The organism is Polaribacter pectinis (assembly GCF_014352875.1).
Classification (GTDB): domain Bacteria; phylum Bacteroidota; class Bacteroidia; order Flavobacteriales; family Flavobacteriaceae; genus Polaribacter; species Polaribacter pectinis.
The window spans coordinates 2,296,663-2,309,200 of sequence record NZ_CP060695.1; the positions used below are offsets into that span (position 1 = coordinate 2,296,663).

At 28.1% G+C, this 12,538-nt stretch carries 14 protein-coding genes; 10 read left to right on the plus strand and 4 right to left on the minus strand.

Annotation, left to right across the window (positions count from 1 at the left end; all coding sequences use genetic code 11):
* From H9W90_RS10180 to H9W90_RS10220, 9 genes are all read left to right on the plus strand, one after another.
* Window positions 1–1,689, plus strand: a complete 1,689-nt coding sequence (locus tag H9W90_RS10180; protein ID WP_187481493.1) for a hypothetical protein — start codon at window positions 1–3, stop codon at window positions 1,687–1,689.
* 20 nt (window positions 1,690–1,709) lie between these two features.
* Window positions 1,710–2,114 (plus strand): hypothetical protein, encoded by a 405-nt coding sequence (locus H9W90_RS10185; RefSeq protein ID WP_187481494.1) that lies wholly within the window; start codon window positions 1,710–1,712, stop codon window positions 2,112–2,114.
* Entirely contained in the window at window positions 2,111–2,548 is a 438-nt protein-coding gene (locus H9W90_RS10190) for a hypothetical protein (RefSeq protein ID WP_187481495.1), read from the plus strand. Before H9W90_RS10185 ends, H9W90_RS10190 begins: the two co-directional genes overlap by 4 nt.
* A gap of 2 nt (window positions 2,549–2,550) precedes the next feature.
* Window positions 2,551–3,327: a hypothetical protein gene (locus H9W90_RS10195; RefSeq protein ID WP_187481496.1), complete on the plus strand. Its 777-nt coding sequence runs from the start codon at window positions 2,551–2,553 to the stop codon at window positions 3,325–3,327.
* A 14-nt stretch (window positions 3,328–3,341) separates the two neighbouring features.
* Window positions 3,342–3,482 (plus strand): hypothetical protein, encoded by a 141-nt coding sequence (locus tag H9W90_RS10200; protein WP_187481497.1) that lies wholly within the window; start codon window positions 3,342–3,344, stop codon window positions 3,480–3,482.
* 59 nt (window positions 3,483–3,541) lie between these two features.
* Window positions 3,542–4,654 (plus strand): TlpA disulfide reductase family protein, encoded by a 1,113-nt coding sequence (locus H9W90_RS10205; RefSeq protein ID WP_187481498.1) that lies wholly within the window; start codon window positions 3,542–3,544, stop codon window positions 4,652–4,654.
* 16 nt (window positions 4,655–4,670) lie between these two features.
* A complete protein-coding gene (locus H9W90_RS10210) occupies window positions 4,671–5,669 on the plus strand; it encodes an alpha/beta hydrolase (protein WP_187481499.1) in 999 nt (332 codons plus the stop codon).
* 233 nt (window positions 5,670–5,902) lie between these two features.
* The gene (locus tag H9W90_RS10215; RefSeq protein WP_187481500.1) at window positions 5,903–6,079 is read left to right on the plus strand and encodes a hypothetical protein; all 177 of its coding nucleotides are present in this window, start codon (window positions 5,903–5,905) and stop codon (window positions 6,077–6,079) included.
* 351 nt (window positions 6,080–6,430) lie between these two features.
* The gene (locus H9W90_RS10220) at window positions 6,431–6,895 is read left to right on the plus strand and encodes an N-acetyltransferase (protein WP_187481501.1); all 465 of its coding nucleotides are present in this window, start codon (window positions 6,431–6,433) and stop codon (window positions 6,893–6,895) included.
* Window positions 6,896–7,116: 221 nt separating this feature from the next.
* On the opposite strand, the gene H9W90_RS10225 is transcribed toward H9W90_RS10220, so the two are convergent.
* The 4 genes from H9W90_RS10225 to H9W90_RS10240 form a co-directional block, all read right to left on the minus strand.
* Window positions 7,117–7,521 (minus strand): hypothetical protein, encoded by a 405-nt coding sequence (locus tag H9W90_RS10225; protein ID WP_187481502.1) that lies wholly within the window; start codon window positions 7,519–7,521, stop codon window positions 7,117–7,119.
* 59 nt (window positions 7,522–7,580) lie between these two features.
* A complete protein-coding gene (locus H9W90_RS10230; protein WP_187481479.1) occupies window positions 7,581–7,760 on the minus strand; it encodes a hypothetical protein in 180 nt (59 codons plus the stop codon).
* 132 nt (window positions 7,761–7,892) lie between these two features.
* Window positions 7,893–8,867 carry a hypothetical protein gene (locus H9W90_RS10235; RefSeq protein WP_187481503.1) on the minus strand — a complete coding sequence of 325 codons (975 nt, stop codon included), beginning with the start codon at window positions 8,865–8,867 and terminating at the stop codon, window positions 7,893–7,895.
* Between the two features lie 12 nt (window positions 8,868–8,879).
* On the minus strand, window positions 8,880–10,247 hold the full coding sequence (locus H9W90_RS10240; protein WP_187481504.1) for a tyrosine-type recombinase/integrase: 1,368 nt from the start codon (window positions 10,245–10,247) through the stop codon (window positions 8,880–8,882).
* Between the two features lie 551 nt (window positions 10,248–10,798).
* Between H9W90_RS10240 and H9W90_RS10245 the strand changes: the two genes are divergently transcribed.
* On the plus strand, window positions 10,799–12,535 hold the full coding sequence (locus H9W90_RS10245) for a hypothetical protein (protein ID WP_187481505.1): 1,737 nt from the start codon (window positions 10,799–10,801) through the stop codon (window positions 12,533–12,535).
* The last annotated feature ends 3 nt before the right edge of the window (window positions 12,536–12,538 follow it).

The following is a 12,538-nucleotide window of genomic DNA, read 5'->3' on the forward strand; positions in this document are numbered from 1 at the left end:
ATGAAACAAATTTTAACAACAACCTTACTATTTACAATTATAATGAGTGCACAAAATTCATTTTCACAATCTGCTTGCGACAACGCAAACGGAAATATTACCGTAGTTCAAGGAGACAGAGCATTTACTTCTCTAAAAAACTTTAGAAAACAATTAGATTTAGCAGAAAAAGCTTCTGCGGCAGGCGAATTGTTAAAAATGCAAAACAATTTAAAAAATGCAGAACGCTATATAGGATTCCTTTTAAAAAAAGAGCCAAATGCAAATATTTCGGCAGAATGCTCACGATTAAAAGCATTATCTGGCGCAAGTAAATCGTTAGCAAACAACAAGCAAGATTTTGCAAAGGCAAACTACAACTTTACTTTTTTTATTGATAATTATTACAATTTTGCTGGAGGAATGTTTGAAAATGCTCGTTTTGCAACACAGAATAAAGTATTTGATGATGTTGTAAATTTTGATAGAAAAAAAATGCTCTCACAAATGTCTGCAGCTGAAAACGCTGGGAAATTAGATAGCCAAGGAAAACAGTTAAAAGATAAATTAGAAAATTTAGAAACTACACTTACAACGTATCAAATACCCGCTAATTTGTACAAAATGTTAGATGAAGTTAATAATTCTGACGGTGTTAAGAAAAGTAAAATGTCTAAAAGAGTTTTAAAAGTTGTTAGAGGTTTTGCTGCAATTGGGGGAGATAATGCAACATTAAATGAAATAAAAGATAGTGCAGAAAGACAATTAGCTGATGCAGAAGAAGAGTTGGCAGCAGTTTACACAGGAGAATTTCACAAAGAACATATGAACGAAATTGTTTTTACAAAAGTACCTTATAAACCAGGTAATGAAGCCTCTGTAGAAATAAACCCTATTTTTGAACCTGGAGATGCTATTTATGCAACTATGTATTTAAGTGCGCCAATTATTGATGCTATTGGAGACCCTAATGCTTTAAGCGCTTCAGGAAACCCAATGGGTGCAGGTGCATCTTTAATAGTAAAAGACCCTACATCTGGCTTAACTTTAGATCGTTTTTCTCCTATAGATGAGGGTGGTTACAAAAAAACAATGTTTTTAATTTATCCTGCTTGGAATACTTCAGAAACTACTTACCAATTTGTGTTAGTTCCAAATTTAAAAACCAATTTAAAAAACGATATAAAACACGAAAACATTACACCTGTTCAAATGGCAAGAGGAATGGGAAAAGAAACGCCAAGAAAAAAAACATGGCAAGTTAGCACCAATGTTATTTCGTTAAAAACAGGTGTTGTTACATATAAAGGTAGTTTTACAATGAACTTGTCTAAAGGTAAAGGACCTAAATATTATACTGAAGTAGAAAACAAACAATTTGAAGCGTTTATTGAAGCAAACGAATTACCAAAAGCAGCCTATAGAAATGCAGGTTTAGAAGCAATTCTTTTAAAAGTGATGAACAAAAATGGGTATAAAGAAAAATATACCAAAACAATAATGCGAAGTCAATGGCGTGTTTTTTCTCCTCCTTACAAACAAAAATACAGAGAAATTTCTGCTGCATTTCCTTATAAAACTGCAGAAGGAAAATGTGGTTTTCACGAATATAGTTTTAGAGCTTATCCAACAGGTTCTGGTTGGGGAACTCCTGCACAATATGGTGGCGCAATTGCAAGAGAGAGAGTTTCTTGTAAAAAAGTAAATTAATAATTAAAACTAAATATATTATGAAAAAAAAACACATTCTATCCATTTCGGTATTACTGCTATCTTTATTAGCAACACAGAATACGAATGCTCAATTTGACCTTAAAAGTCTAAAGAAAAAAGCAATGAACAAAGCAATTGATAATGCTTTTACAAAAATTACAAATTTATGTATTGGTAATAAAGATGAAAGTAAGCTTATGGAACTTAAACCTTCTGACAAAGCATATTTAGATTATCAAAATTTGAAAAGTGAAATTGATAAATTAAGTAAAGATTTAGAAAATATTGAATTACTTGAATTATCCGAAGATGTTAAAAAAATAAAATCGAGTATTAAGAAAATCAAAAAAACTAACCCTAACGCCAATTTAGCCTCTGAATGCAACAGAATTAACGAATTAAAGAAAAAATTTAAAAAATGATCAACTTAAGAAAAATTATAGGAACAGGTTTTGATTTAAGAGACAAAGGTTTAGAGTTAATAGGAAAAACAATTCAAACCGCTGCAGAAAACGTAGGTTTAGGAAGAGATGAGTCTGATTTAGTTAGAAAATTACCGCAAGATTTAGCAAATAACCCTGCTATGAACAAAGATTTTTTGGAGGCATTTGAGAGGGAAAATCCAAATATTAAGGGAGCAAGAATAATTGTTAACGGAGGAAAAAAATGGATTAACACCTATCATCATGATATACTCATAGATAGAGGTTTAATGGGTGTAGCTATCTACAAAGAAAATGGAGATCATTATGCAGAATACATCTCATTTATTCAAAACTGGAACTCAAACGGATGGAGTAAAACTCTTATAAAAATGACACATAGTAAATCGAAAATAGACTCAAAAATTTTATAATTATGGCAACTACATTATTCGAAGATAAAATAAGTGAATATTTAGGAATAGCACAAAAAACTTCTCATGGATACTACATATCAAATGGAGTATATCATCAAAATTTAGAAAAAGTTGATGTTAATGCTTTCATTATCGCTGTTAAAACAGCAATAATGATGTTTAAGGTCGCTTTTTATAATAAAGAAAATTTAATTACAGAAAAAGATAAATTATATAGTCAAGAAGGATTTTGGAACAATTTAAAAAGACAGCAAGATCGTTTTGAAGGAATTGAGAAATACCAATTAGATTTAGAAGCTAACAATAACAATGTTAAAGAAATTATCTATGAGGTTTCAAAAAATAATCAGCAAGTAAAAGCGCAACTAAAAAAAGCAGTTGAAGGTAGTTTAACAATGTTGCCTATGTTATTTTTTAGAATATTAGAAAAAGAAGATAAAGTTTTATTTTTTAACGATTTACAATCTCAATTAATAGATGTTTATAATTCATACAATGATGCAATTGTAGATGTAGATTTTAATTTGGCGATAGAAATACCAAATAATGAAGAAATTTTATCTTGGTTTACAGCAAAAGAAACTGCTGCTGCAGAAAAAAAACAGCAAAAAGAACAGAAACTTATAGATGATAAAGCCTTAATTGAAGAAGAAAAAAATAAAGCAATAAACCAAGCAAATAATCAAATTGCAGAAGCACAAGCTGCAGCAAAAAAGGCGCAAGAAGATGCCTTAAAATTAATGGCAGAAATGCAGAAAAAGTATGGGCTAAATTAAATTTCAAAAAAAATATGAATCATAAAAATAAAGATATACAAGAAGGCACAGATAATAAGTTTAATAAAAAAAAATATACAAAATTAAATGATTACAGTAAGTTGAGCGATGGAACTAGAAAATTATTTGAAGCTATTAAAAATAATAAAAATTAAGCTTTTCATAATAATTTAATTATTTGATTAACAATGTCCATATACAAAAGTTAAATACTATGAAATTAAAAAATTTAACATTGGGTCTTATTCTATTTGTAATTTTTATTAGTTGTGAGATTACAGAAGATAAAAATTATTTTGTCTTAAAAGGTACAGTTACAAATGCAAAAGATAGTGAAACTATTTTATTAAGAATCAATAATAAAAATGTAGATTCTACAATTTTAAAAAATGATAGATTCACTTTTAAGGGAAAATTAGATAAGCCTACAAGAGTATTCTTAATTATTAAAAATTCGAGAGATTATAAAAGTTTTTGGTTAGAAAATAAAATTATTGATGTTTATGGAACTAGAGGTAAGTTGAAAGATGGAGAGGTACAAGGTTCTAATACTCAAAAAGAGGCTGATTTACTAAACAAAAAATTAAAAAAAACAAAACCAAAATTGCTTGCTATAAGTAATACTCTAATGACTATTTCTAAAAATGATATTAGAAAAGATAGTCTTTCTAAACTATTATGGGAATATGAAACCGAGTTTGCTCAAATAAATCAAGATTTTATTGTAGAGAATCCTAATTCACTAATTAGTTTAGAAATTCTCACAGATTACAAAAGGCAATGGGGCAAAAAAACAACTTCAGAATTATATGATAAACTTTCCAGTAAAAATAAAAACTCTAAAGAGGGTTTACAAATTTACGATTACTTAAATGCTAAAACAAATCCTAAAATAGGTGAAAAATATATTGATTTTGAGCAACCAGATAAAAATGGAAAACTTATAAAAGTTTCAGACATTTTAAGCAAATTTACTTTAATTGAATTCTGGAGCTCAAACTGTGGACCTTGTAGAGTTGCTAACCCAAAATTAGTAAAAATTTATAAAGAATTTCATAATAAAGGATTTGAAATAATTGGAGTATCTCATAACAGATCTAAAGACCATTGGCTTGAGGCAATAAAAAAAGATAAACTTCCATGGATAAACGTTTCTGAACTTAATGGCAATGAAAATAATGCTGCCAATATTTACGGAGTTACAGCCATACCTGATAATGTTTTAATTGATGAAGAAGGGGTTATTGTTGCTAGAAAAATTAAAGCAGTAGAACTTGAATTTTTTTTAGAAAAGGAATTTAAATATTCAATGAATAGATTGTATTAAATAGACAAAAAAACTTATGAAAAAAATCATCTTATTGTTATTTATTTCTATTTCAACTAATTTTCACTCTCAAAAGAAAGCTGAAGACTTTGGTTTTAGGCACTTTCAATATATAATTGAAAATGATACAATTGATGTATTAGTGAAGTCAAAAAAAGGAGAAGAAAATATTAAGAAACCAATATTCTTTGAGGTTCAGGGCTCTACTGCAGTTCCATTGATTGTTCATAATAACAAACAACGTGTTTCCTATGTATCTCTATCTGAAGGTTACACTGAAAATGATTATCATTTAGTTATGGTAAATAAACCTGGTCTTCCTCTAATAATCCATAATGATAGTCTTACAAGAGGACAGTATAAAGATTTAAAAACGGGAAAGTATCCACAAAAATATTTAGAGAATAATAAACTTGAATATTACGTAGAACGAAATAGTGCTGTCATTAATTTTTTAAAAAAACAAGATTGGGTAGACACAACCAAAATAGTTGTTGCAGGACATTCCGAAGGAAGTACTATTGCAACTCATATGGCTGATAAAATAGACGAAATTACTCATCTCATTTATTCTGGTGGCACACCTTATTATCCTCGAATATTAGCAATGATTCAACAAGACAGAAGATTAGAAAAAAAGAAAGAGAGTGATTGGGTTAAAAAAGACCTTGAATATTGGAAAGATGTTGTTAAATATCCGTTAGCAAAAAACAGAAACGAAGGTTGGAATACAAATTATGGAACTTATTCCTTTTCTCAAAATGAGAACAATGTTTTAAAAAGACTAAAAATACCAATTTTAATTACTTATGGCACTTCAGATGAAGGAGCTCCATTTTGTGACATGTTTCATATTGAAACGATAAAAGAAAATCAAACAAATTTCACATTTAACGCTTATGTTGGGTTAGATCATTATTATCAAAAGAAAGAACATGACAAAGATTCAACTAAAAAAAAAGATTACTTAAATACTGTAGTTTCGCATTGGTTAAAATGGATAGAAATAAATTAAAATAGAAATGTCAAAAATTTAGAGTTATAATCGATAATAGAACAAAATATAAACTTTGCACAACGGAGTGAATAATTAATGGCTGTTTCTCGACTACATAAGAAAATTCTCGCGAATTTGCTATCAGGTTTTTATTTACTAAACAGGTTCTTAAACACGCCAATAATCCTACACAACAATGTTGGCATTCATGGGCGCAACACAACATAATTAACTTAAAAAACTGACTTAAAATGAAAAAAATCGGAATTATTAAATTTATGGGAATACTTATTTTGACTTTGGGAATTACAGATTTGAATTTTGAAAACTTAAATTTTGATGTAAATGTTAAAGCATTTGCAGCAATAATAATCGGAATTATTATAACGATACTATCATTTTTGGCAACAAAAAAATTAAAAGATTAATAGGATGATATGGATTGTTAGCTTTTATGTAAAATCTTAAACTAAATTAAAAGCAAAACCTGAATTAAATGGGGAATTTAGCAAGTTGTGGAATTACTCACTCAATCGGAATTGTTAAAGTTTGCGGAATAAATCGCTAACCGAATTTACTCAAACCCTGGGAAATCGGAAAACGGAATTAAACTGAATAATTAAAAGTCTGAATAAAAACAACTAAATGCCGACACCTCGTATAATTAATTACTTGTTTATCGCTTACTTACGAAAATCCTCGCGGATTTTCTATTCGGTTTTTTTGCTAACTTTAGTGAATAAAACACGTTGTAGCCAATTCGACCAAACAAACGAAAAGTGGAATTTATTGAGAAGATAGAACTGTCAAAAATCGATAAAAAAGAGATTCTAAATCTTTGGAATGCTCAATATCCAGAAAAACTGAATTATCAAACGCTTTTGGAATTTGAAAGGTATCTCGAAAATTTGGCCGAACAATCGCATATTTTAATGAAAAGTGAAAATCAAAGTATTAAAGGCTGGTATTTTGATTTTATTCGTGATAAAGAAAAGTGGTTTACAATAATTTTAGATTCAAAGTTTCTCGGAAAAGGACTCGGAACAAAAATCCTCAATCTTGCGAAAGAAAAAGAATCAGAATTAAATGGTTGGGTAATTGACCATAATAGAGATAAAAAGCAAAATGGTGAAGCTTACATTTCACCTTTGAATTTTTATCTGCAAAACGGATTTGAAAAACTGACAGAAAACAGATTAGAAATGGACAAAATATCAGCTGTAAAAATAAAATGGAAAAAATAAAAACTGGCTACAACAATGTATAACCACAATTCCGAGTGGATTCGACTACATCCGAATCCACTCGGAATTGCTAAAGTTAGTGCCAAACCGAATATTAACGCATATTAACCCGTAACTAACAGTTATACTAGACCGTTAACAATGAACTGTAGTAAAAAAGCATTTTAAGGTTTATTTGTTCAGCTTCGCTGGATTTTTGTAGTCGTTTAAAACAATGATTTTTATTTATACACAACTATACAAAGAAAGGAATCAAAAAAAGGTTTTTTACCTAACAAGTCCTTGGATAAATTTCTAATTTCTTGATACCTAATTAATTTTGTTAATTTTAGTATATCTCCCTTTGTTGCTGGTTTGTTTTCTTCTTTAGTAAAAAGAGTACTTAATGTTTTTACTGCCAAATTTCCTAAAGCTGCATTTCCTACACCAGCGAAGCTGACTGCTTCTATTTTTGTTTTTTCCTTCTGGACGATATTTTCTTTTAGAGATAATTCTTTACTGATTTTTGAGCTTTTTAATTGATGTTTTCGAACACGACAACTATCACTACAAAACTTTTGTACCCTTCTTCTTTTTGGTAAATATTCCTTTTTACAATATTCACACACATACATTCTTGGTTCCATTATGCGTTAATTTTACGTAAGATTAATGTTTAATCGTTCTTTATTACAATATTTTACCCCTATTTGTTAAAAACATGAGCCAATAAATAATCAATAGCATCTTCTTTTTTTAATTGCTTGCTGCTTATTTTATTGTTTGTTTTTGAGAACATGAAATCTTTTTTTAGTTTTTCAAACAACAACAATTGCTCCTCTTTTGGAAGGGCTTTAGCTACTTGATAAACTATTTCTGAATTCATTTCTAATCGATAACTAAGGTCTATTCGAAGTTAAAGATTATAGGTACAGAAAGGGGTTAGAAATAGATGTCCGAAGGATGTCTTTTTATGTCTGTGTGAAGTATTTTATGTCAAATGCGGAATTCATCCTCTTTAAGAAATCAATTCTTTGAGTTGCTCCTTAATTTTGAGCACTCTAAAATCGTGAGACCGATTTACGTCTCTAGCATAATTTCTTAATTTAGTAGTTGGAGTGTTATGTTCAGTATTTAGGTAGTTGATAAAAGATTCTTTCTTTGCTTGTATCAAATTCAATTCTAATAAAGCTTGGTGTAAGCTATCAATATTAGAGGGTTTGTTTTCGTTTAATTCTTCAATAAAATTATTTGTAAATCTAAATACATCAAAACTTGAGAATGTGTTTTGATATTTTTTATACCGATCCTTCAATTTACCCAATTTACTAAACACTACATCTTCTGTAAATTGATAACGGTCATTCAAACTAATTAAAACTTTTAATTGTTTTTCAAAATCAAGCATAGATAAAAAATTATTATGCTCTAAGAATTCAGAAGACTTAAAATAGGCTTCATTACCACCTAAAAATGAAATTAATGAATCATCAGTAGCTAGCGCTGAACACTTTGCTTTTCTTACACTTTTTAATTTTAAAAACCGATTATACTCTTTTAAATTTTCTATTCCGTTTTTGGAAAATTCCTTTTTTAAAAAATCTATTCCTTTTACATCTACGCTATCATAAATTTCTATAAAAAGTTCACGAGCTACCTTTTTTTGCTCTAAAAACTCCATTCCGAAAACACTATCGTTAAAGTTTTTAAAAAAAAGATAAAAGTGAGTATCAATATCACTTTGGCTAATATCTAGAACGTAATCATAAAACTCATCTAATAAATCTTCTGATGGTTTCTTTTTTATGCTTAAATCTGGCAGGTATAGAACGTTGTCTTTTACAATTAATTTTGATGATGATGATGATGATGCAGAATTGTAACAAACATAAACTCCGCCATTTATTAGGGCATCAATTTGTTGCTCTCTTGTCAAATCATAAAAATCTGTATTCTTCTTAATACAAGACCAAAACTTACTTTTTCTATGCATTTTTGTTTTTAATTATTTTCTTAATAATACTGAATAATCATCTGGTAACTCGGCATCTATATCTCTTAAATACTTCTCTAATGCAACCATTGTTGAATGTCCTGTAATTGGCATCAACATACTCCTTGCTTCATGTTGAGATTTACCTTGATTCCTATAACTGTTATACATCTTCGTAATAAAAGTATGTTTAAAGCTATACATTCCAAATTCCGTACCTAACTTGAAGTGTTCTTTAATTTTTTTAAAGCGTTTAGAAAATTCGTTTCTTTTATTAGTTTCTTCTGCATCCCAATCTTCTCCTATTTCAAATCTACCAAAAAGGAAGGCTTTTGGGTCTTTTAATGATAAATCTGGTAGGCTATCCAATAAAATAGTTGGCAGTCTTTTAATTTGTACAGGTTTGTTCTTTGCTTTAACGTATATTTTCTTGTCTATAACATCAATGTCAGCAATTTTTAACCTACATATCTCAATAGGTCTTAATATGCTATAGGAAATAAATTTTACAAATAGTAATAAATGTGGATCTTCACTTTTCATATATTCGTAAATATCTTTCTCTTGTTTTGGGGTGTATGTTTTATTTCTTTTTGGTACTGTTTTCAAAACAGCAATTTTACGTACGAAATTTTCTTTTACGATTTCATTATCTTCCAAAAGCTGAAACATAGATGCAATATCTGTTCTAGAATTATTGCGATTTCTTGCACTCGTTCTTTTTAAAACATCATTTAGATACTCAATAATTATTTTCTTTGTTATAAAGGTGATGGGATTATCGAAATAAGTTTTCTCTTTTAACCATTTCTCAAAAAGACCTATCCTGCTCTTATACTGAACAAAAGAATTTTTGTTCATCATATTTGCTTTTAAATCTAAAGTGAATTCAAAAGCACTTAAAATAGACGTAGCATTTGTCTCTTTAATAGTTGGCTGTTGCTGTTCTATTGCCTTACTGTTGCTTTCTTGTTGTTTTTCTGTTGCTTTGTTTTTGCTCTTCTGTGTGGCATCTGAAAAAATAGCTTCTTCCAAAGCACTGTTATCTTCATAGGGATTAAAACCATATTGCAACAATTCTAACAAAGCTTGTTGCATCGTCTTTAAAAAAGCATAACGCTCCTTCTTGTTTTTTAATTTGTTTGCGCCAGCTTTTATATTTGGCTGACGTACTAATTTTTCTGTTGTTGGATTTCGAAATGAAAAATAAACATACCATGGCTTCTCAAGTGATGCTTTTTTCTCTTTGGGTGTTAGTTTAGACCACATAGAAATATCCACACCACCAGTGTAGATTTTTGGTTCTGAATAATTCAATTTCATAGGCAAAACGTGTACGTTTTCGTGTACTCTTTGTAAAAGTAAGAAAATTGAAGACATAAAAAAACGAATTGTGAGACACAATTCGTTGATTTAATTAACGTTAAGCCTTGTAGCGGGAACTGGACTCGAACCAGTGACCTTCGGGTTATGAGCTCAAGTAAATCATTGATTTACTTAATTTTAACCTTTTTATTATTTAAATCGTGTTCTAAAACGTGTTCAGTTTAGATATGATTATTATTGTATTATTTTGAGTGTAATTTAGGTTTTTTTTTAAACTTATAATTTAATTTATTAAATATACTTAAAAAATTAGATACGACTTAATTTGACGTACCCAATTTATAATTTAGCATTAGAAAGTATTTGTTTTTTTGAATAAAACGTGATACATTTAAAATCTTAAAAAATAAGATTGCTATTCTCTTTTTTAACATTTAAAGAAAAAATGAAAGTAAATGAACATTTCCAGCTAAAATTCTCCAATGCAATTAAGTTTTTGTTTTGAAATTAGTTTAGTTATCTTGAGATAATTAATCCTTATTTTTTACAAATTCAGCCATTAAATTTTAGAACAACAATTTATTAATAATTATTATACAAAAAATATGACACATGATGAAATTATACAGCCAAATATTAAAAGCATCTATAATAATTTAATTGATAGTGTTATAAAAAAATCACAAGAACTTTCATTAAAATCTACAATTATAAATAGAAGGGAATTAGTTAACTACTTGAAATTTGAACATAAAGTTGATATTAAAGAAGGGATTTATCTAAAAAATCTTCTCAAGGATTCATATCAAAAAGCATCTTATTCAAAAAGTATACAAGAAGCTTTGGTAAATAATATAATAGAAAATGACGGTAAAAATAAAGTATACAATCCAAATAGAGTAGATGATAATATTTTTTGCTTAAATGTAGAAAAACCTAACACAGAATTAAATAACTTTAACTTAATTACAAACCAAAATGAAGTAATTAAAGATATAGATGGTATACAACTTATAAATTCTATAATAAACGATATTGACTTAATAAAAAGAGAAAAAACCATATCTATTACTGGAAGCGGTAAAGTAGAATCCTACAGAGAACATGCATTTGAAATTAAAAATGGTTACGAGAATCTTATTCAAACTTACGAGTATGTAAAAGATATTAATCTAAATTTAATTTCTGATTTTGAACTAACTAGAAACAGATTGAAACTTATTAGAGAAGATTTATTAAAATTACTAATTGACTTATTTGGAGATTCTATAAAAACTTCTGAGCCTGAAATGTTTAAATTTTCAGAAATAGTTTGGACAGATTTTGAAGACACTTACCCAAAATTAGAGTTATTCTATAACGTTATAAATGATGAAATAGAATTATTTAAAGATTTCCATTCTCAACAGATGAGAGCTATTTCTATGGCAAGTAAAGAAGGGTTTAATAACTTCTTATCATCTGCAGAAAAATTATCAAAAAGCAAAGGAATATTAACTAACGCTGACATTAAAACTAATGCGGCAACTGCTGCTACTGGCTTTTTAGTGAAAAGTGGATTGGCTGTAATTAACTCTAGAAGTCAAGCAAAAAAAACAATAGCTCAAATAGAATTAGATATTGAAAAACTAAAACAAGGGATGCAGTCTGATTCAGAACGAATCATGAATGACATTTTAAAGTTAGGAAAATTACAAACAGAAATTAGAGATAAATTAACCCCTCAACTAATCTTATTTACAAATAAAGTTATAGATATAATTCTAAATAAAATCACCCCTTATTATAAAAAAATAATTAAAAATTCTGAAATAAAAAATTTAAGGGATTCCAACTCAAGCTTAATTATTGAGAAAAGACAAATTAAAGCAGAGTTGTTAGACAAAAATAAACAAATAGATTACTGTGACTATATTCATTCAATGCTGACTACTTCAATAGATAGTCAAAATTTTGAATATAATTACTTAGTATCTTTGATACCAGAAAAACCAAAAGGATTATATTCAATTATTTCACCTTCAAATTCTAAAAAATTATATAAAGACACATTAAATGATTGGAATACTCATTGTAAACCTTTTGAAGACAATTACCAAAAATTAAAGGAAGATAAAAAAAATGAAGAAAAACTTAAAATTGATATAAATACAGATATCGTAAATTTAGAATTAAGAGATAAAAGTATTGAAAATGAGTTAAAACTTAATTCTGATAATATAAACGCAATATTTAAAACATCAAGTCAATCAAAAGAGGAATTAAAAAAATTATTAGAAGCTGTTAAAGAAGTTTCAATAAGCTCTAAAGGTGTTTTGGAAGTAAATATTTTAACAATCTAATCA